Origin of the sequence: Streptomyces sp. 71268 (assembly GCF_029392895.1) — a bacterium.
Lineage (GTDB): Bacteria > Actinomycetota > Actinomycetes > Streptomycetales > Streptomycetaceae > Streptomyces.
On the sequence record NZ_CP114200.1, the window covers coordinates 1,604,097 to 1,624,531 of the forward strand.

The following is a 20,435-nucleotide window of genomic DNA, read 5'->3' on the forward strand; positions in this document are numbered from 1 at the left end:
GAGCGAAGGGAGGCGCGGGCCCGCCGCGCGCATCGCGCGCGCTCGCCCGATCCCACCATGAGCGATGTCAGCGACGTTCACGAGAGCGCGCACGCCCACTGCCAGTCCCTCCAGGAGGCGCTGCTCCGCTTCCGCCGCCGCGGCCTGCGCGACGTCGCCGACTGGGGCGGCCAACTCGCCGCGCTGCTGCCGGTCGGCGGGCGGCTGCTGGCGGCCGGCAACGGCGGCAGCGCCGCCCAGGCCCAGCACCTGACCGCCGAACTGGTGGGCCGCTACCGGCAGGAGCGCCCCGCCTACTCGGCCATCGCCCTGCACGCCGACACCTCCAGCGTGACCGCCATCGGCAACGACTACGGCTTCGACCAGGTCTTCGCCCGCCAGGTGGCCGCGCACGGCCGGCCCGGCGACGTGTTGCTGCTGCTGTCCACGTCGGGGCGCAGCCAGAACCTGTTGACCGCCGCCGAGACAGGCCGGGCCGCCGGGCTGCGGGTGTGGGCGCTGACCGGGCCCGCGCCCAACCCGCTGGCCCGCGCCGCGCACGAGGTGGTGGCCGTCCAGGCGGAGAGCACGGCCACCGTCCAGGAGGCCCACCTGGTGGCCGTGCACCTGCTGTGCGAGAGCTTCGACGCCGCCCGCGCCCGGCACCGCGCGCCCGGCGCGGCGGGCTCCGCCCTGGAGGCGGCCGGGGCCCGCCGGGAGCGCCCGTTGTGACCGCGAACCGCTGTGACCGCGAAGGAGGTTCCCGTGAGCACCCGAGCCCCGCTCGTCGTCGTCGGTGACGCCCTGCTCGACCAGGACATCGACGGCGACGCCCACCGCCTGGCCCCGGACGCCCCGGCCCCGGTGGTGGACGTCACCGAGGACCGAAGCCGACCCGGCGGCGCCGGTCTGGCCGCCGCGCTGGCCGCCCGCGACGGCCGGGAGGTCACCCTGGTCACCGCGCTCGGCCAGGACCCGGCGAGCCAGGCGGTACGCGAGGCCCTGGCCGGCCGGGTGCGCCTGGTCGAACTCCCGCTCCACGGCAGCCTGCCCGTCAAGACGCGGGTGCGGGCGGCCGGCCGGCCGCTGGTGCGCGTGGACCGGGGCGGAGGCCGCTGCGGCGAGCCGGGCGACGCGGTGCGCTCGGCGCTGGCCAGCGGTCAGCCGCTGCTGGTCGCCGACTACGGGCGGGGCACCGCGGACGCCGTACGGGCCGAACTGGCGCGGGCCGCCGCGCGGGCACCGCTGCTGTGGGACCCGCACCCCCGCGGTGGCACCCCCGTGCCGGGGGCGCGGCTGGCCACGCCCAACGCGGCGGAGGCCCGCGCGCTGTGTCCGCGCGACGACGCCTCGCTCCGCGCCGACGCCGCGCGGGGCGCCTGGCTGGCCCACCACTGGCAGGCGGCGGCCGTGGCCGTCACGCTGGGCGAGCGCGGGGCGCTGCTGGTGGAGGCGAGCAGCGACCGACCGATGCTGGTGCCCGCGCCCTACCGCGCCCAGGGCGACCCGTGCGGCGCCGGCGACTGCTTCGCCGCGACCACCGCCGGCGCGCTGGCCGACGGCGCGCTCCCGGAGGAGGCCGTGCAGCGCGGGGTCGCCGAGGCGGCGGCCTTCGTCGCGGCGGGCGGCGCGGGCGCTGGCGACCTGTGGGCGGCCTCGCCGACGCCCCGTACCGACGACCGACGCTCCGTGGACGCCTTCGAGTTGGCCGCGTCGGTGCGCGCGGCCGGCGGGACGGTGGTGGCCACCGGCGGCTGCTTCGACCTGCTGCACGCCGGGCACGTGGGGCTGTTGGAGAGCGCGCGCCGGATAGGGGACTGCCTGATCGTGTGCGTCAACTCCGACGAGTCCATCGCCCGCCTCAAGGGCCCGGGGCGCCCGCTGACCCCCGTCGCCGACCGGGTGCGGGTGCTGTCCGGGCTCGGCAGCGTGGACGCGGTCGCTGTGTTCGGCGAGACCACCCCCGAGCCGCTGCTGCGCGAGCTGCGGCCCGACCTGTGGGTCAAGGGCGGCGACTACTCCGTCGACGCCCTGCCGGAGGCCGCCGCCCTGCGCGAATGGGGTGGCCAGGCGCTGGTCCTGCCCTACCTCGACGGCCGCTCCACCACCTCGCTCGCCGACCGCGCGGCCCGCTCGGCGGCCCGCGCCGCCGCCGGGGAGCCGCGCCGGTGACCGGGCCGCCGCGCACCGGTGCCACGGCCGGCCGCCCCGTCGCGGGGCCCGAACCGGACGCCGCCGGGCGCGCCACGGCCGGCCCCGATGCCGGCGCCGGCCGCGTGTTGGTGCTGCGCGCCCTGGGCCTTGGCGACCTGTTGACCGCGCTGCCCGCGCTGCGGGCGGTGCGCCGGGGCCTGCCGGGCCGGCGGATCGTGCTCGCCGCGCCCGCCCGGCTGGCCGACGCCGCCCGCGCCACCGGCGTCGTCGACCAGTTGTTGCCCACCACCGCGCCCGGCCGGGCCGTGCCCCGCCGCCTCGACTGGAGCGGACCGCCCCCCGAGGTCGCGATCGACCTGCACGGCAACGGCCCACCCAGCCACCTGCTGCTCGACCGGCTGCGCCCGGGCCGACTGTGGGCGTACGCGCACCCGGGCACCCCGCACCTGCCGGGGCCGGTGTGGCGCGCGGACGAGCACGAGCGGGAGCGCTGGTGCCGGCTGCTGAGCTGGTACGGATTGCCGGCCGACCCGGCGGATCTGCGGCTGCCCGCCCCGGCCTGCCCGTCCCCGGCCGCCGGCGCCGTCGTGCTGCACCCCGGCGCGGACGCCGGGGCCAGACGCTGGCCGCCGGAGCGGTTCGCGGCGGTCGCCGCCGCGCTGCGCGCGCGGGGGCACCGCCTGGTGATCACCGCCGGGGTCAGGGAGGGCCCGCTGGCCGCCGAGGTCGCCGAGCGCGCCGGGCTGCCGCCCCACGCGGTGTTCGGCGGCGCCGCCGACGTGCCCTTCGACCGGCTCGCGGCCCTGGTGGCCGGCGCCCGGGCGGTCGTCGTCGGCGACACGGGCCTGGCCCACCTGGCCACCGCCCTCGGCACCCCGTCCGTCGTTCTGTTCGGGCCCGTGTCGCCCGGCCTGTGGGGGCCGCCCCACAGTCCCCGGCACCGCGTCCTGTGGCATCCCTCGCCCGACGGCGGACCGGAGGGCGCGGCGGCCGATCCGCACCGGCCCGGCGACGCGCACGGCGAGCGGCCGGACGAGCGGCTGCTGCGCATCACCCCGGACGAGGTGCTGGGCGCGGTGCGCGCGCTCCTCGACACCGGGGCGCGCGGCCCGCTGGTCGCGGAGCCGGCGGTCTCATGAGCGCGCGCCCGCCCCGCGTCGGCGTCGTGGTCATCACCCGCGACCGCCGCGAGCGCGTCCTCGACACGCTGCACCGGTTGACGCGGCTGCCCGAGCGCCCACCGGTGGTCGTGGTGGACAACGGGTCGACCGACGGCACCGCCGAGGCCGTGCGCCGGCGCTTCCCGCGGGTGCGCCTGGTGAGCCCGGGCCGCAACCTCGGCGCCGTGGGGCGCACGCACGGCGCGGCCGTGCTGAACACCCCGTACGTGGCGTTCAGCGACGACGACTCGTGGTGGGAGCCCGGCGCGCTGGACCGGGCGGCCGACCTGCTGGACGCGCACCCGCGACTGGCCCTGATCGCCGCCAGTACGCGGGTGGGCGCGGACGGCCTGCCCGATCCGATCAACGACGCGCTGTCCACCTCGCCGCTCGGCCGGGACGCGGACCTGCCGGGCCCCGCCGTGCTGGGCTTCCTGGCCTGCGCGGCCGTGGTGCGCCGCAGCGCCTTCCTCGACGTGGGCGGCTTCCACCCGGTGCTGCACTTCGGCGCCGAGGAGGCGCTGCTCGCGCTCGACCTCGACGCGCACGGGTGGGGCCTCGCGCACTGCCCCGGCGTCGTCGCCAGACACCACCCGGACACCGGCCCCCGGCCCGGGCGCGAGGCCCGGGTGCGCCGCAACGTCGTGCTCACGGCGTGGATGCGGCGCCCGCTGCGCCACGCCGTCGGCCAGACGGCCCGGCTGCTCGCGGACAGCCTGCGGGACCCCGAGGCCAGGGCGGCGCTGCGGGGCACCGCGCGGCGGCTCCCCGCGGCCCTCGCCCACCGCCGCCGGCTGCCGCCCCGGGTCGAGCGCCGGGTGCGGCTCGTGGAGTCGGCGGCCTGAGCCGGTGGCGGGCCGGGCGGCAGCGGGGAACTGCTGCGGATCGCCCGACGGCGCGTCGTCATCCTCACCTGGGACCAGACCGTGCACCCGCACCCGCATCTTGCCATTGACTAGATCCCCACGGTGACGCAATCTAGTCAATGGCAAGATTTGCCGTGAGTAACCGTGACAGGAAGGGCCGCGCCATGACGCACCGCCTCGACGCCGTTCGCCGGATGTGGCAGTTGCTGGAGCCCGTACACGCCACGCTGTACTACGCGCCGGAGGCGTTCGAGGAGGCCGCCGCGCTCGGGTACGCCACCGACGAGCGCTGGCCCAGCTACTTCGCCTACCGCGCGGCACCCCTCGGCCCGGTCGGACCGGCGCTGGTGACCTCCCTCTTCTACAGCCTCAGCCCGGACATGGTGGAGCGTCACGCCGCCCCGGCCTGGCGGGTCGCCGCGCCCGAGCGGGTGCTCGCGGCGCGCGGCGTCGCGGTGGACCGCGCGCTGCGGAAGCTGCTGGGCGACCACGTCGGCTCGCCGGAGCTGCGCGAGGCCGCCGAGTTGGCCCGGCGCGCCGCCGAGGCGGCGGGCGTCGCGGGACGGCCCATGGCCGCCGCCAACGCCGCGCTGCCCTGGCCCGATGAGTCGCACGAGGTGCTCTGGCACGCGGCCACGCTCCTACGCGAGCACCGCGGCGACGGCCACGTCGCCGCCCTCCAGGCCCACCACCTCGGGCCCGTCGAGGCCCTAGTCTCGCACGCGGCGGTCGGCGCCGCGCCGCCGGAACTGTTCCGCAGCCGGCAGTGGTCCGACGCGGACTGGGACGCCGCCCGCGCGCGACTGGCCGATCGCGGGCTGGTGCACACCGACGGCCGGGCCACCGAGGAGGGGCTGCGGGTCCGCACCTCGGTCGAGAAGCTCACCGACCAACTCGCCGCCGCCCCCTGGGACGCGCTCGCCCCCGACGAGCTGACCCGCCTGGCCGACCTGCTCACGCCACCGGTCCTCACCCTCGTCGGCACCGGCCTCCTCCCGGCGCGGAGCACCCTGGGCATCGGCATGACGTACGACTACGCGTGAGCCGGGCGCGCCGTGCGCCGGGGGCGGGCACCTTCGGGTGTGCCCTCGGCCGTACGCGACGCGCCCGAAGGCGCGCGCGTCTGGTCCGTCACCCGGGACTGAGGCCGCTCCGACGGCGAGCGCGGACCGACGGGCGGGGCGCGGTCGGAGAGACCGCGCGAACGGGGCCGGGATGCCACGCCGGCCCCGCTCGCTCCGTAGACCGCGCCCTAACAGTTGGGGCTGTCGACGATGCGGATGTGGGTCACCACGTCCGAGCCGAAATGCCACCACGAGCTGGGCTGGACGCACACCGTGCCAGGCTTGTTCGCGAACTTGACGATCGCGCCGTCGTCATTGCGGCTGTTGACGGCTTTGACGGAACCGCGGGCTTGGGAGCCCAGCTTCTGGAATCCGCTGGTGACGTCCTTGTAAGCGGCCGTCGGACGATTGGCGTCGAAGTCCGCCTGGGTCTTGTAGAAGCAGACGCGCGGGAAGTCGCATCCGCGCATGCTCCGCGCCGAGGCATCGGGAGCCGTGGCCAGAGTGGCGCCGAAGAGGGCGACTACCGCCGCACCGACGCTCAGGATATTCGTTTTCGCGTTCATGTTGATGAATGTAGCGAGGCAACGGCAGGCTCCCGAAAGGGGATTCCGCGCCATGCGGGAATTCACATTTCCCCTTTCCTCGCGTCCCAGTTATCACGCACGCGCGGGCATTGCGCTCCACGCCGATTGTTCTCCGAGCGGGCCATCATTGCTGAACAAAAGGCGCCTTGCTGTACTTCCGCGCCGTGGCATCAGTCGATCCCCCGTGCGATACGGGCGACCTCACGGCTGGGCCGGCAAAGGGTCAGTCACCCCTGGTCGGAGCCCTTCTGACGAGGGCTCTGCCGCGCGTGTCCGGGGTGGCGTCGAGCCTCCCCGCCCGCCCCGGGCATTCCGTCGAACACGGGGTCGCCCCTCGTACCCGCATGCGCCACCATTCCGAGCGCGGCCGTCCTGAAAGCGCCGTCGTGTTACTAACAGGCCGACCTTGACGCCCGCCGCCCCGGGCGACGGCCCGCGCCTCCCTCGAATGGTTGGGGCGGCGGATTTCCCTGGGAAAGGCGGGACCGGACGAGCGGGAGGACTTCGCGGCCTTCATCACGAAAACCGTGGCGGCGGCATCCTTGTCTCGCCCCATCCGATGAAGCAGCATGCTCGAATGCGCTTCTCTCTCAACATCCCGAACTTCGGAGACTTCGCTGACGTCCGTACGGTGGCCCGGGTCGCGGCGGCGGCGGAGGAGGCCGGCTGGGACGGACTGTTCGTCTGGGACCACGTGGTGCACGAGAAGTACCACCGTCGTTCCTTCGCTGACCCCTGGATGCTGCTGACCGCCGCCGCGCTGGCCACCTCGCGGATCAGGCTCGGCACCATGGTCACCCCGGTCGCCCGGCGCCGACCGCAGCAACTGGCCCGGCAGGTGGCCACGTTGGACCGGCTCAGCGGTGGCCGGGTGGTCCTGGGGGTGGGGCTGGGCGGGCCGATCGAGGACGAGTACGGCAGCTTCGGCGAGTCCACCGACCCCCGGGTGCTGGCGGAACGCCTTGACGAGGGGCTCGACCTGGTGACCCGCTTCTGGTCGGGCGAGGAGGTGACCCACCAGGGCCGGCACTTCACCGCCCGCGAGGTGGCCCTGTTGCCCACCCCGGTGCAGCGGCCCCGGGTGCCGGTCTGGGTCGCCGGCTTCTGGCCGCGCCGCGCGCCGATGCGCCGGGCCGCCCGCTGGGACGGGGCCGTGCCGCTGTTCACCTCGGCCGACCACGGGCAGGCTCCGGCCGCCGCCGAGTACCGCGAGCTGGTGGAGTACGTGAACGCCCAGCGGGGCGAGCGGCGGGGCGAGCCCTTCGAGTTCGTCGTGGGCGGTGTCAGCCCGGCCGATCCGGCGCGCGCCCGCGACCTGCTCGGGCCGCTGCGGGACGCGGGGGCCACCTGGTGGGACGAGCGGCACCTGATCGACGACGAGGTGGACAAGCTGGCGCCGATCATGCGCCGCGTCGAGCAGGGCCCGCCCCGGCTGTAGCCGTCGCCGGGGCACGCCGGCCGCCTCCGGCAGGCCCCCGGCGGGACGTTTCACCACACGCCGACTGCCGTTCACACATCGCTGGTGAGATGCCTGGCGCGTGACGCACCCGCGTCACCTCAGTTCTGGGAGGCGCGGATGAACCTGCTGGTCAACGGCGATGCCGAGGCGGGGCCCGGTGGCACGGCGGAGCCGGTCACCGAGGTGGCCGGCTGGCGGATCGTCGAGGGGGCGCCCGCCCTCGTCGGCTACGACGTGGGCGGGGGCTACCCGACGCCGGCCGACCCCGGCCCGGCCGCGCGCGGCAGCCGGTTCTTCTCGGGCGGCGACTCGCCCCGTACGGCACTGGTGCAGGACGTGCGGCTGCCCGCCACGGGGCGGGTGGGGCGGCGCGCTGTCGACCGGGGCGCCGTGCGGTTCTCCGTCACCGCCTGGCTCGGCGGCTACGCGGGGCAGCAGGACGGGGCCCGGCTGTCCGTCGAGTTCCGCGACGCCCACGGCACACCGCTCGCCCTGGCCGTGCTGGGCCCCGTGGCGGCGGCCGAGCGCGCGGGCCGTACCGGGCTGGTGGAACGCGCCAGCTCGGGCACCGTGCCGCCGGGCGCGCGCACCGCCCGTGCCCTGCTCGTCTTCACCCGCGCCGGTGGCGGCACGTCCAACGACGGCTACGCCGACGCCCTGTCCCTGACCCTCACCCACCACCGCGGAGGCCGGGCGTGAAGCTCAACCGTCGTGACCTGCTCAAGGCGGCTGCCGCCGCCGGTGCCCTGAACGTCGTGTGGCCGCTGAGCGCCGGCCTGTCCCCCGCGCAGGCCCGCGAGGCCGCCGAGGCGCTGGGCGCCGACTACGACCCCGCCCCCTTCACGCTCGGCATAGCCTCCGGCGACCCGCGGCCGGACAGCGTCGTGCTGTGGACCCGGCTGGCGCCCGAGCCGCTGGCCGCCGAGCAGAAACTGCCCGAGATCGTCGAGGTCGAGTGGGTGGTGGCGGCCGACGCGCGGCTGCGCCGGGTGGTGGCGCGCGGCACGGTCGCCGCGTCCGCGACGCTGGGCCACAGCGTGCACGTGCCCGTGCACGGGCTGCGCCCCGGGCGCCACTACTGGTACGGCTTCCGCGCGCTCGGCAAGCGCAGCCGGGTGGGCCGCACAAGGACCGCGCCGGTCGGCCGCGTCTCCTCGGTGCGCTTCGCCGCCGCCAACTGCCAGGCGTTCCACGACGGTTTCTACGCCGCCCACCGCGGCATAGCCCGCGAGAACGTCGACTTCGTGATGCACCTGGGCGACTACATATACGAGCACGGCCCGGTCGGCGGCGACCACGTGCGCGACCACAACGCGCCCGAGGTGCTGACGCTGGCCGACTACCGGGTGCGGCACGCGCTCTACAAGGGCGACGCGTCGCTGCGCGAGGCGCACGCGGCCCACCCGTGGTTCCTGACCTGGGACGACCACGAGGTGGTCAACGACTACAGCGGGACCGGCGGCGGGGCGCCGTTCATGCGGCGCCGGGCCGCCGCGTACCAGGCGTGGTACGAGCACATGCCGCACCGCGACGCCGGTGGTTCGGCGCTGCCCGACCCGGAGATCCACCGGGTGCGGCGCTGGGGCGACCTGCTGGAGCTGACCATCCTCGACCTGCGCTCCTACCGCTCCGCGCAGAACCTGCCGGACGGGACCATCCTGGGCGGCGCGCAGAAGGAGTGGCTCAAGCGGGGCGTGGACCGGGCCGGGGACGGCTGGCACTGCTGGGCCAACTCGATCATGCTCAGCCAGCTCCGTGGCCGGCCCGGCGGTGGCTACATGTTCACCGACCAGTGGGACGGCTTCCTCGCCGAGCGCCGGGAGGTGCTGACCCACGTGCACGACGCGGGCCTTGAGGACCTCGTGGTGATCACCGGCGACTGGCACTCGGCGTTCGTGGACGACGTACGGCCCGACTTCGACGACGTCTCCTCCCCCGTCATCGGCACCGAGTTCACCGCGCACTCGGTCACCTCGGGCGCCTACAGCGCGGACTGGAACAGGACCAACGGGCCGCTGATGGGCGCGGCCAACCCGCACCTCCAGTACTTCGAGGGCAACCGCTACGGCTACGACGTGTACGAGGTCACGCCCGAGCGCTGGAGCACCCACATGCGGGTGATCGGCGACCGCCGCGACCCGGCGTCCCCGGTGACCACCCTGACCACCTTCCACGTGGACCGTGGCCGCGCGGGCGCGTACGAGGACGAGGGGACCAAGGGCTCGCCGGCGCAGTACCGCAGGCCCACCGGCCGTTAACCGGCCGGGCGGCGCCGTGGCGCCGGGAGGCGGGGCCGTGGGGCCGGGCGGTCCCACGCGTCCCGCGCCCGGCGCCGCCGGGGGCTCAGGCCGGGTGCAGCCCGGGGACGAGCAGGTCGATCTGGCGTAGGACGCCGTCGTCGCCACCGAGCTGCGGGAAGTCCGGCAGCGCCTGCCGGCAGAGCGCGATGAGCTGGTCCCGCATGTCCCCGTCGCCCGGGTCGGTGGAGAAGGCGTAGAACTCGAAGGGCGGGCCGACCCGGGCCCCGTCGAGTGCGACAGGGGTGCTGACCAGGAGATCGGCGACGGGGTAGAGGACACCCTGCATGACGGCGATGAAGACGCGCTCCATGTGGTAGCGCTTGGGGTCGTTGACCCACCGCTCGTCGGCGACGGGCGTCGCGTACAACTGGTCGAGCAGCCGCAGCATGTAGGTGAAGGACGCGTTGAACAGGGCCAGCGGGCGGTAGATGGGCGAGCCCTGGTAGTCGGACAGGTGCGGGTTGGTGGCGAGCTTCTGCTCGACTGCGAGGTCGGAGTCGATGTTGACCTCCGCCTCGCGGGTGCCGTCCACGATGCCGATGCCCTCGATGTGGCGGAGCATCCGGTTGAAGCGCTCGAAGTGGGTGTACTCCTCAAGGCCCGGGCGCGGGTTGTTCGGGTTCTTGGGCACCGTGCCCTTGCTCGGGTCGGCGCCCTCGCCCTGGTCGATGATGATGTTCAGGGCCTGGAGGGCGGTCTTCTGGTCGGTGACGACGACCGGTTTCCCGCCGCCGTACTCGTTCCAGAACCCCCGGTTGTACTGGCACCCGCGCGCGCCGTCCTTGTTCCAGGGGATCTCACCCTTGCCGTCCAGGTGCTTGATGCCCTCGATGACCCGGCGGTACAGCTCGCCGATGGTGGCGTACTCCCACACGTCACCGTCCTTGCGCACGATGCCGTCGGCGACCTCCTGGCCGGCGGGCAGGTCGTCGCTGGCGGGCACCTTGTGCGGCTTCTCGATCTCCAGGAAGGTCCCGCGCACCAGGTCGGTGGAGAGCGGGCCGAGCGCCAACGGCAGGGCGGGGTGGCGGTGCGGCAGGTCGCTCGGGAACTTCGGGACGAAGGTCTCGTCGCAGAACCGGATGCGGTCCCCCGCCCCGATCCCCACCAGCACGTTGCGCGCCAGGCACAGGTGCAGCATCTCCTCGACGGCGATGCCGAGGAGGGTGCGCAGCGCCCCGATGCCCGGGGACCACTGCGAGTAGCCCCGGGTCTTGATGGAGTACGCGGCGTACAGGTACGGCCCGAGGGTGCACATCTCCACCTTCGCGGCGGCGTGCAGGTGGGAGACCAACTCCTCATACGTCTCGATTTTGCGGGTCGGGACCAGCGGCTCGGGCGGCGTGTAGGGCGGGGCGGCGAGTCGGGGGGCCTGGGTGGGTGCCGTGGCGGTCACGGGGCGGGCGTCCTTTCGCGGGTGGGGGTGCGCGCGGGGCGGTGCGGGGGTGACGGGGGTGCCGGGGTGTGGTGGTGCGGGGGCGGGGTGAGGAGGCCGGCGGTCGTCCAGGCGCGCAGCCAACGCGCGCCACGGGCCGCGGGGACCGCGCCGAGCGCCTCCCGCGCCGTCGCGGCGTGGGGCAGCGCGCGGAGCGCGGCGTACTGCTCCGGGGACAGTTCGCGCAGCACGACCGTGTAGTCGCGGCGGCTGACGGCCAGCCAGCTCGGCCGGTACCGGGGGCGGTCCGGGGTGGCCGCGCCGCGCCGCGCCGCCAGCAGGTACGGGTGGACGACGGCGCGGGTGCGCAGCAGCCGCAGGCACGGGGCCGGGGCCGGGGGCGCGCCGTCCAGCCAGGCCGCGTCGGGGAGGTCGGCCGGCGGCTGCCCCCGTTCGGCCGACTCCTCCGTCCCCTCCGCGTCGAGCACCTCGCCGTACGTCCGCTCCAGGTGGGCCAGGTCCACGACGAGGTCGATCCACCGTTCGCGGGCCGCCGGGGCGAGGTGGGCGTCGGGGCGGTGGTGTTCGAGGTGGTCGGCGAACCGGTCGCCGAGCCGGGCCAGGGCCCAGGAGCGTGGCGGGCAGGCGTCCAGGTACTCGGCGCAGAAGCGGTCGAAGAGGTCGTCGCCGAGGAGGAGGCGCAGCGCCGGGTACGTGGTCCGCATGGACTCAAGGAGTCGCATCCGGTAGCTCGTGCGGTACAGGTCCAGGCACGCCCGCGCGTCGAGCACGCCGCCGGCGGCCAACACCCGCCGCGCGGCGTCCGGTTCGGGCGGGTCGGCGGCGAGCAGCGCGGCCTGGAACCAGCTCTGGAGTCCGGACAGGGCGCCCGGCGCGTGGACCAGGTCAGCCACGGACGGCCCCGGCCGGGGACGGGCGCCCAGCGCGGCGGCGCGCCCGGTCGGCCTCGGCGGCCAGCCCGGGGAACGGCGGCAGGTGGTCGTCCCACTCGATGAGCGTGCTGACGCCGCCGGTGTGCTCCACCACCTGGTCGTACAGCTCCCACACGGGCTCCGCCACGGGGGCGTCGTGGGTGTCCACGATGTGCGTGCCGTGGTGCCGGTGCCCGGCCAGGTGGACGTAGGCCACCCGGTGGTGTGGCAGGTGGCGCAGGTAGGCGCGGGGGTCGAAGCCGTGGTTGACGGAGGAGACGTAGACGTTGTTGACGTCCAGCAGCACGGCGCAGTCGGCCTCCTCCGCGACCCGGGAGACGAACTCCCACTCGGGCATCTCCGCCCCGGCGAAGCCGACGTAGCTGCTCGGGTTCTCCAGCGCGATCGCGCGCCCCAACACGTCCTGGACCAGCCGCACCCGGCGTACGACGTGGCGCAGGGCCTCCTCGGTGAACGGCAGCGGCAGCAGTTCGTGGCTGTGCGCGCCCGCCGCGCCCGTCCAGCACAGGTGGTCCGAGACCCAGACCGCGCGGACCTCGTCGGCCAGGCGCCGCAGCAGTGCCAGGTAGTCGCGGTCCAGCGGGTCGGTGCTGCCGACGGACAGGCACACCCCGTGCAGCAGGACGGGGTAGCGCTCGGCGATCTCGGCCAGCGCGCGGCGCCGCGCGCCGCGCGAGTCCAGGTAGTTCTCGGTGATCGCCTCGAAGAAGTCGACCTCGGGCCAGTGCGCGCGGATGTGGGGGACGTGCGGGCCGCGCAGCCCGACGCCGAAGCCGAGGCGGCGCGCGCCCGGGCCGGTGGCCCGGGCCGGCGCGCCCGCCTCAGGCATGCGTGGGCTTCTTGACGACGTCGTACGGGGGGATGACGTCGTCGGGCCAGCCCTGGCCGGGCGAGGGGCCGAAGGCGAGGCCCGCCTCGTACATCCGGGCCTCGAACAGCTTGCGGGCCAGCTTCCACACGCTCTTGCCCTTGTGCGGGCCGCACGCCAGCACGCGGCTCTCGTTGATGGGGCTGGCGCAACTGCCGTTCCAGCGGCACGCCTGCTCGCCCGGGTGGGCCTGCTCGTAGTCGCTGCCGGCGTACCCGCAGCCGCCCAGGCCCCGACAGGCGCCCTCGCCGTGGCAGACGTGCACGACGGTCGCGCACTGGCCCATGCCGGCCATCGGGGCCGTTCCCGGCGCGTCCTGGTTGCGGCAGGAGTTCAGGCCCATGCAGACGTGCAGTTCCTTCGGCTGGTCGTCTTCCGGCCAGGAAGCGCCGCTGTCGGGCGCCTCGCTGAGGTGGAGTCGGCGCCCCTCGCCCGACTCGTGGTGGCCGGCCTTCACGTCGGCGACGATGGCGTGCACCGCGGCGCGCGCCCGCTCGACGTCCTCCGAGTTCACGGCGCCGTCCGGGGACACGTGGCCGTTTCCCTGACTCACGGATCTACCTCCGCGCTTGATCGTTCGCGTACCGACACGGCGAGCATGTGTCGCGGGGTCGCCATCGTGCCCGACCTGACGTGTCGTCTCTTCTCGCGCGGAGCGCGCGGCGCCCGAATCCCGCGAATGGCCGACGCGTCGGGCGGCCCGTTTGGCGGGGGCCGGGTGGCGGGTGGTGGCGGGCGGGGGCCGGTCAGGTCCGGGGCGGCGGCGGGGCGTGGTGGATGGGGGTATGCGCGCCGGTCAGCGGGGTGCCGGTGCCGCCGCGGCGGTCGGCCACGATCTCGGCCGCGATGGACAGGGCCGTCTCCTCCGGCGTGCGGGCGCCGAGGTCGAGGCCGATGGGCGAGCGCAGCCGGGACAGTTCGCGCTCGGTCAGACCGGCGGCGCGCAGCCGGCGCAGCCGGTCCAGGTGGGTGCGCCGGGAGCCCATGGCGCCGACGTAGCCGACCGGCAGCCGCAGCGCGCGCTCAAGCAGCGGGATGTCGAACTTGGCGTCGTGGGTGAGCACGCACAGCACGGTGCGGCCGTCGATGCCACCGCCGGCGCGCCCCTCGTTTGCCCCCTCCCCCGCGTGCGCCCCGCCCGGCTCGGTCCCGGCGGCCCGGGCGGACCGGGTGACCTGGGCGTCCAGGTAGCGGTGCGGCCAGTCGGCCACCACCTCGTCCGCCTCCGGGAAGCGTTCGGGCGTCGCGAAGACCGGGCGGGCGTCGCACACGCTCACGTGGTAGCCGAGGAACCCGCCGACCCGTACCAGGGCGCTCGCGAAGTCCACCGCGCCGAAGATGATCATGCGGGGGGCCGGCACGCTGGACTCGACGAGCACGGTGACCGGCTCCCCGCAGCGCTCGCCCGTCGCGCCGATGGTGCGGGTGTCGGTACGGCCCGCGTCCAGCAGGGCGGCGGCCTCGGCCGCCGCGGTGCGGTCCAGCGCCGGGTCGCCGCCGAGCGAGCCGGTGTACCCGCCGCCGGGCCGCACCAGCAGGGCGCCGCCGACGAATTCGGCCGGGCCGGTGACGACCCGCACCAGCGCCGCCGCCCGCCCGCGGGCCGCCGCGTCCAGCGCCGCCGCCACCGTCGCCGACGCCTCCCCGGCCGCCCGGCCACCGGGCCCCGCGTCACCGGGACCCGCGTCGCCGGAACCCGCGTCACCGGCCCGGCCCGAAAGGCCGCCGCCGCGCACCGGTGTGACCAGCACGTCGATCACCCCGCCGCAGGTCAGGCCGACGGCGAAGGCGTCGTCGTCGCTGTAGCCGAAGCGTTCGACGGTGCCGCGCCCGGTCTCCAGGGCCCGCTGGCACAGCTCGTACACCGCCCCCTCCACGCAGCCGCCGGAGACCGAGCCGACGGCCGCGCCGTCGGCGTCCACGGCCAGCGCGGCGCCCACCTCGCGGGGCGCGCTGCCGCTCACGGCCACCACCGTGGCGGCGGCGAAGTCCCGCCCCGCCGCGCGCCACCGCGTCAGTTCGTCGGCGATGTCCAGCATGGTTCTCAGCTCCCTCGGCGTTACAAGCGGGCGCGGCGCTCGGGACTCGACGGCTAGGCCGCCCCGAGCCAGCCCTCGATGGGGTGCAGAGCGAAGTAGACCGTGAAGACGACGGCCAGCGCCCACAGGAAGGGGCCCGGCTCGCGCCATTGCCCCCGCGCGGCCCTGAGACAGACGTACGCGATGACGCCCGCGCCGACCCCGACCGTGATCGAGTACGTGAACGGCATGAGCGCCACGGTCAGGAACACCGGCACGGCCGCCGTGTGGTCGGCCCAGTCCACGTGGCGGGCGTCGCGCAGCATCATCGCGCCGATCACCACCAGCGCCGCGGCGGCCACCTGGGCCGGCACCATCTGGGTGAGCGGCGTGAAGAAGAGGCAGGCCGCGAAGAGGAGGCCGGTGACGACGCTGGCGAGCCCGGTGCGGGCGCCCTCGCCGGCGCCGGTGGCCGACTCGATGAAGACGGTCTGGCCCGACGCGCCGCTCACGCCGCCGATGGCCCCGCCCGCGCCGTCGACGAACAGCGCCTTGCTCAGCCCGGGCATGCGGCCCCGCTCGTCCGCCAGCCCTGCCTGGGTGCCGACGCCGATGATGGTGGCCATGGCGTCGAAGAAGCCGGCGAGCACCAGCGTGAAGACGATGACGCCGACGGTCACCCCGCCGATCTCGCCCCAGCCGCCGAACTCCACCTGCCCGATGAGCGAGAAGTCCGGCCGCGAGACGGCGTGGCCCGGCGGCTGGGGCGGCCGGCCGCCCCAGGTCGCGGCCGGCAGGTCCCCGACGGCCTGGACGACCACGGCGACGACGGTGCCGGCCACGATGCCGACGAGCAGCGCGCCGGGAACCTCGCGGGCCTGCAGCATGAAGATCAGCAGCAGCGTCACGCAGAAGATCAGCACGGGCCAGCCACGGAGTTCGCCGTCCACGCCGAGCGTGACCGGCGCGCCGGCGCCGACGAAGCCCGCCTTGACGAGGCCGAGCAGCGCGACGAACATCCCGATGCCCATGGTGATGCCGTGCCGCAGCGGCGCCGGGATGGCGTTCATGATCGCCTCGCGCAGCCCGGTGACCACGAGGAGCATGATGACGGCGCCGTAGACGACGCACATGCCCATCGCCTGCGGCCACGTCATGTACGGCACCACCTGGGTGGTGAGGACGGCGGAGACGCTGAGCCCGGCTGCCAGCGCCAGCGGCACCCTGCCGACCAGGCCCATCAACAGCGTGGTCACGGCGGCTGCCAGGGCGGTGGCCGTGATCAGCGCGGGCCGTTCCAGCGTGTGCTCGGCGGCGTCGGGCCCGCCCAGCAGCACGGGGTTGAGCAGCAGGATGTAGGCCATCGCCATGAAGGTGGTGACGCCGCCGCGCACCTCGCGGGCGAGCGTCGAACCGCGCGCCGTGATGTGGAAGTACCGGTCGATCCGGGAGGGGCCGGTGGGCGCTGGCGGGTCGGCGCCCACCTCGTCGGCCGTGGCCGGTGGCCGGGTTGACGGTCGGGTCATGGTGCGTGTCTCCCTGGGGTGAGGGCGCCCGCGGCGACCGCGGGGCGCGGGGACGCTGCCGCACGACCCGGGGGACGGCCCGAGACGAACGCTCGCTCTCCTTCGGTGTGCTGGCCTCCTCGGAATCGGTCGCGGTGTCGGGCCCGCCCGCGCGTGGGCGGGCCCGACACCGCCGGGCCCCGGCGCCGCGCGCGGCCGGGGCCGGGAACGTCGCGGACCAGGCGCCGGTCAGGTGCCGGTGAGGTGCTCGGGGCGTACGGGCACCCGGCGCAGCGGGAGGCCGGTGGCCGCGCGGATGGCGGCGACGATGGCGGGCGTGGCCGAGAGGGTGGGCGCCTCTCCGACGCCGCGCAGCCCGTACGGGGCGTGCGGGTCGGCGAGTTCGAGCACGTCGACGGGGATGCTCGGGGTGTCGACGATGGTGGGGATGAGGTAGTCCGTGAAGGACGGGTTGCGCACCTTCCCGCCCGCGACGACGACCTCCTCAAGGACGGCGAGGCCGAGCCCCTGCGTGCTGCCGCCCTGGATCTGGCCGGCGACCGACAGCGGGTTGAGCGCCTTGCCGACGTCCTGCGCGCAGGCCAGCTCCACGACCTTGACCAGGCCGAGTTCGGTGTCCACCTCGACCACGGCGCGGTGCGCGGCGAACGAGTACTGCACGTGCCCGAACCCCTGGCCCGTGTGCGGGTCGAGCGCCTCGGTCGGGCGGTGCCGCCACTCCCGTTCCACGTCGACGACCTCGTCCCCGAGCACGTCCGCCAGGTCGGCCAGCACCTCGCCGCCGTCCGTGACGACCTTGCCGCCCTCCAGGAGCAGTTCGGCCGTGGCCCAGGCCGGGTGGTGGCTGCCGAACCGGGCCCGGCCGAGGTCGAGCACCCGCTCGCGGACGAGTTCGCACGCGCGGCGGATCGCGCCCCCGGTGACGTAGGTCTGCCGGGAGGCGGAGGTGGAGCCGGCGGAGCCGATGCGGGTGTCGGCGGGGTGGATGGTCACCTCGGCGACGCCGAGTTCGGTGCGGGCGATCTGCGCGTGCACCGTGACGCCGCCCTGCCCGACCTCGGCCATCGCGGTGTGCACCGCCGCGACCGGCTCGCCGGCCACCACCTGGAGGCGCACCCGGGCGGTGGAGTAGTCGTCGAACCCCTCCGAGAAGCCCACGTTCTTGACGCCGACGGCGTAGCCGACGCCGCGCACCACCCCCTCGCCGTGTGTGGTGCCGGCCCGGCCGCCGGGCAGCGCGCGTACGTCGATGGTCTCGCCGGCCTCGTCGGCGGTGACCCACTGCCGCTCGGGCGGCATCGGCATCGCGCGCACTCGGCGCAGCAGTTCGGCGACCGGCGCCGGCGAGTCCACCACCTGCCCGGTGGGCATCGCGGCGCCCTGCGACAGCGCGTTGCGCCGCCTCAGCTCCACCGGGTGCAGGCCGAGTTCGGCGGCGAGCTTGTCCATCTGCGACTCGTACGCGAAGCACGCCTGGACGGCGCCGAAGCCGCGCATGGCGCCGCAGGGCGGGTTGTTGGTGTAGAGCGCGAGGGCCTCGATGTCGACGTTGGCGATGGCGTACGGGCCGGCGCCGAGCGAGGCCGCGTTGCCGACGACCGCCGGGGACGCCGAGGCGTACGCGCCGCCGTCGAGCACGATGCGGCAGGTCAGGTACTGGATGACGCCGTCGCGGCTGGCCCCGTGCTCGTAGTGCAGCCTGGCCGGGTGGCGGTGCACGTGGCCGAAGAACGACTCGAACCGGTTGTAGACCATCTTGACGGGCTTGCCGGTGTGCAGCGCGAGCAGGCAGGCGTGGGCCTGCATCGACAGGTCCTCGCGCCCGCCGAAGGCGCCGCCGACGCCGGAGAGCGTCATCCGCACCTTGTCCTCGGGCAGGCCGAGGACGGGCGCGAGCTGGCGCAGGTCGGAGTGGAGCCACTGGGTGGCGATGTACAGGTCGACGCCGCCGTCGGCGGCGGGCACGGCGAGCCCCGACTCGGGGCCGAGGAACGCCTGGTCCTGCATGCCGATCTCGTAGTCGCCGCTGACCACGACGTCGGCGCGGGCCCGGGCCGCGGCCACGTCGCCGCGCCTGACGGGCTGCCGGTGCACGATGTTGGGGTGCGGCACGTGGGCGGCGTGCGCGTCGGTGCGCCCGGGGTGCAGCACCGGCGCGTTTGGGGCCAGCGCGCTGGCCTCGTCGGTGATCGGGGTCAGCTCCCGGTAGTCCACGACGATCCTGGCGGCGGCCCGGCGCGCGGTCTCGGGGTGGTCGGCGGCGACGACGGCCACCGGCTCGCCGTGGCAGCGCACCACGTCCCGGGCCAGCACCGGCTGGTCGGCGATCTCCAGCCCGTAGTGGGTGGCGGCGGGCAGGTCGGCGTGGGTGAGGACGGCGTACACGCCCGGCACGCGCAGGGCCTGGCTCACGTCGACGGCGCGGATCTCGGCGTACGCGTGCGGGCTGCGCAGCGTGTGGCCCCACAGCATGTCCTCGTGCCACAGGTCGGAGGCGTACGCGAAGTCGCCGGTGACCTTGAGCGTGCCGTCCGGGCGTGGCGTGGACTCGCCGACGCCGCCCCGGACCTGGCTGGCCTGCGTGAGGCTGGCCGGGATGCGGATGGCGCCCATGGTCACCCTCCCTCGTTCGCGCGGGCGGCGGCCAGGCGCACCGCGTCCAGGATGGCCTCGTAGCCGGTGCAGCGGCACAGGTTGCCGGCCAGCGCCTCGCGGATGTCCGCGTCGGACGGCTCGCTGGTGCGCTCCAGGAGTTCGTCGGCGGCCACCAGCAGGCCCGGGGTGCAGAAGCCGCACTGCACGGCGCCCGCGTCCAGGAACGCCTGTTGGATCGGGGCGAGTTCACTGTTGGCCGGGTCGGCGGGGTGGGCCCGCCAGCGCCGGGCCGCGGCGAGGTCGGTGCCGGGCGGCGCGGGCGGGTCGGGGGTGGCGCGGGCGCCTCGGCGGGCGCTCCCCCGGCGAGGCGCTGCCTGGCGTGGTGCGCCAGGCCCTCGACGGTGAGCACCTCGCGCCCCTCGGCCTGGCCGGCGGCCACCAGGCAGGCGCAGACCGGGATGCCGTCCAGGCGCACCGTGCACGAGCCGCACTCGCCCTGTTCGCAGGCGTTCTTGGAGCCGGGCAGGCCGAGCCGCTCGCGCAGCACGTACAGCAGGCTCTCGCCCTCCCACACGTCGTCCGCCGTCTGCGGGCGTCCGTTGACCGTCAGGTTCACGCGCATCGCGGTGCGCCTCCTTCCGTGCTGCCGATCTGGTCCCGGTAGCTCTCCCAGGCCCAGCCGAGGGTGCGGCGGGCCAGCACCGCCACCGCGTGCCGGCGGTAGGCGGCGGAGCCGCGCACGTCGTCGATGGGGTTGCAGGCGCCGGCGGCCAGCTCGGCGAACTCGCTGACGAGCGCCGGCGGAAGCGGCTCGCCGCTGGTCCACAGGTCGCCGTCGGCGAGGGCGGCGGCCAGGAACTCCTCGGCCGTCCTGGCCCGCACCGGGGTCGGCGCGGCCGAGCCGATGCCGGTGCCGACGCGGCGCCGTTGCGGGTGCAGCGCGAGCCCGAAGGCGCAGACGGCGATCACCATGGCGTTGCGGGTGCCGACCTTGGCGAACTGCTGCGGGCCGGTGGCCCTGGTGATCCGTACCGCCCTGATCAGCTCGTCCGGCTCCAGGGCGGAGCGCTTGACGCCGGTGAAGAAGTCGTCGATGGGGATCAGCCGGGTGCCGCGCACCGACTCCGCCTCCACCTCGGCCCCGGCGGCCAGCAGCGCGGGGTGGCAGTCCCCGGCCGGCGACGCGGCGCCCAGGTTGCCGCCCACGCTGCCACGGTTGCGGATCTGCGGGGAGCCCACGGTGTGGGCGGCGAGCGCCAGGCCGGGCAGTTCGGCGCGCAGGTGGGTCATGATCCGCGTGTACGGGACGGCCGCGCCGAGCCGTACACGCTCGGCGTCCACCTCCCAGGTGTAGAGGTCGGCGACGCGGGTGAGGTCGATGAGGTGGGCGGGACGGCGCTGGTCGAAGTTGATCTCGACCATGACGTCCGTGCCGCCGGCGATGGGCACCGCCGAAGGGTGCTCCGCCTTCGCGGCGAGCGCCTCCCCCCAGGTTGCGGGGCGCAGGAAGTCCATGGGTGTGCTCTTCTCG

At 75.5% G+C, this 20,435-nt stretch carries 17 protein-coding genes and 1 pseudogene; 8 read left to right on the forward strand and 10 right to left on the reverse strand.

Annotated features, from left to right (window positions below):
• Nucleotides 1-57 precede the first annotated feature (57 nt).
• The 5 genes from OYE22_RS05795 (at nt 58) to OYE22_RS05815 (ending at nt 5,202) form a co-directional block, all read left to right on the forward strand.
• Nucleotides 58-711, forward strand: a complete 654-nt coding sequence (locus tag OYE22_RS05795) for an SIS domain-containing protein (RefSeq protein WP_277319404.1) — start codon at nt 58-60, stop codon at nt 709-711.
• 33 nt (nt 712-744) lie between these two features.
• Nucleotides 745-2,151, forward strand: a complete 1,407-nt coding sequence (locus OYE22_RS05800; protein WP_277319405.1) for a PfkB family carbohydrate kinase — start codon at nt 745-747, stop codon at nt 2,149-2,151.
• Nucleotides 2,152-2,255: 104 nt separating this feature from the next.
• Nucleotides 2,256-3,272 (forward strand): glycosyltransferase family 9 protein, encoded by a 1,017-nt coding sequence (locus OYE22_RS05805; RefSeq protein WP_277324001.1) that lies wholly within the window; start codon nt 2,256-2,258, stop codon nt 3,270-3,272.
• The gene (locus tag OYE22_RS05810) at nt 3,269-4,138 is read left to right on the forward strand and encodes a glycosyltransferase (RefSeq protein ID WP_277319406.1); all 870 of its coding nucleotides are present in this window, start codon (nt 3,269-3,271) and stop codon (nt 4,136-4,138) included. Before OYE22_RS05805 ends, OYE22_RS05810 begins: the two co-directional genes overlap by 4 nt.
• Before the next feature lie 185 nt (nt 4,139-4,323).
• Complete coding sequence (locus tag OYE22_RS05815; protein ID WP_277319407.1) at nt 4,324-5,202, forward strand: hypothetical protein; 879 nt, start codon at nt 4,324-4,326, stop codon at nt 5,200-5,202.
• A 209-nt stretch (nt 5,203-5,411) separates the two neighbouring features.
• Here the strand turns inward: OYE22_RS05815 and OYE22_RS05820 are convergent, their stop codons facing one another.
• Complete coding sequence (locus tag OYE22_RS05820) at nt 5,412-5,789, reverse strand: hypothetical protein (protein WP_277319408.1); 378 nt, start codon at nt 5,787-5,789, stop codon at nt 5,412-5,414.
• A gap of 598 nt (nt 5,790-6,387) precedes the next feature.
• Between OYE22_RS05820 and OYE22_RS05825 the strand changes: the two genes are divergently transcribed.
• The 3 genes from OYE22_RS05825 (at nt 6,388) to OYE22_RS05835 (ending at nt 9,527) form a co-directional block, all read left to right on the forward strand.
• Nucleotides 6,388-7,248 (forward strand): LLM class flavin-dependent oxidoreductase, encoded by an 861-nt coding sequence (locus OYE22_RS05825; protein WP_277319409.1) that lies wholly within the window; start codon nt 6,388-6,390, stop codon nt 7,246-7,248.
• A 138-nt stretch (nt 7,249-7,386) separates the two neighbouring features.
• Nucleotides 7,387-7,968 carry a phosphoesterase gene (locus OYE22_RS05830; protein ID WP_277319410.1) on the forward strand — a complete coding sequence of 194 codons (582 nt, stop codon included), beginning with the start codon at nt 7,387-7,389 and terminating at the stop codon, nt 7,966-7,968.
• Complete coding sequence (locus OYE22_RS05835) at nt 7,965-9,527, forward strand: alkaline phosphatase D family protein (RefSeq protein ID WP_277319411.1); 1,563 nt, start codon at nt 7,965-7,967, stop codon at nt 9,525-9,527. Before OYE22_RS05830 ends, OYE22_RS05835 begins: the two co-directional genes overlap by 4 nt.
• An 85-nt stretch (nt 9,528-9,612) precedes the next feature.
• Here the strand turns inward: OYE22_RS05835 and OYE22_RS05840 are convergent, their stop codons facing one another.
• From OYE22_RS05840 to OYE22_RS05880, 9 genes and pseudogenes are all read right to left on the reverse strand, one after another.
• Nucleotides 9,613-10,965: a ferritin-like protein gene (locus OYE22_RS05840; RefSeq protein ID WP_277319412.1), complete on the reverse strand. Its 1,353-nt coding sequence runs from the start codon at nt 10,963-10,965 to the stop codon at nt 9,613-9,615.
• Nucleotides 10,962-11,858: a DNA-binding domain-containing protein gene (locus OYE22_RS05845; protein WP_277319413.1), complete on the reverse strand. Its 897-nt coding sequence runs from the start codon at nt 11,856-11,858 to the stop codon at nt 10,962-10,964. Before OYE22_RS05845 ends, OYE22_RS05840 begins: the two co-directional genes overlap by 4 nt.
• A complete protein-coding gene (locus tag OYE22_RS05850) occupies nt 11,851-12,726 on the reverse strand; it encodes a DUF692 domain-containing protein (protein WP_277319414.1) in 876 nt (291 codons plus the stop codon). The genes OYE22_RS05845 and OYE22_RS05850 overlap by 8 nt, the downstream gene beginning before the upstream one ends.
• Complete coding sequence (locus OYE22_RS05855) at nt 12,719-13,318, reverse strand: hypothetical protein (protein WP_277319415.1); 600 nt, start codon at nt 13,316-13,318, stop codon at nt 12,719-12,721. Before OYE22_RS05855 ends, OYE22_RS05850 begins: the two co-directional genes overlap by 8 nt.
• A 193-nt stretch (nt 13,319-13,511) precedes the next feature.
• Complete coding sequence (locus OYE22_RS05860; protein ID WP_277319416.1) at nt 13,512-14,804, reverse strand: XdhC/CoxI family protein; 1,293 nt, start codon at nt 14,802-14,804, stop codon at nt 13,512-13,514.
• Nucleotides 14,805-14,857: 53 nt separating this feature from the next.
• On the reverse strand, nt 14,858-16,309 hold the full coding sequence (locus tag OYE22_RS05865; RefSeq protein WP_277319417.1) for an NCS2 family permease: 1,452 nt from the start codon (nt 16,307-16,309) through the stop codon (nt 14,858-14,860).
• A gap of 228 nt (nt 16,310-16,537) precedes the next feature.
• Complete coding sequence (gene pucD / locus OYE22_RS05870) at nt 16,538-18,922, reverse strand: xanthine dehydrogenase subunit D (RefSeq protein ID WP_277319418.1); 2,385 nt, start codon at nt 18,920-18,922, stop codon at nt 16,538-16,540.
• Nucleotides 18,923-18,924: 2 nt separating this feature from the next.
• A pseudogene (locus OYE22_RS05875) lies at nt 18,925-19,526 on the reverse strand ((2Fe-2S)-binding protein).
• Nucleotides 19,517-20,419, reverse strand: a complete 903-nt coding sequence (locus tag OYE22_RS05880) for an FAD binding domain-containing protein (RefSeq protein ID WP_277319419.1) — start codon at nt 20,417-20,419, stop codon at nt 19,517-19,519. The pseudogene OYE22_RS05875 and the gene OYE22_RS05880 overlap by 10 nt, the downstream one beginning before the upstream one ends.
• Between the last annotated feature and the right edge of the window lie 16 nt (nt 20,420-20,435).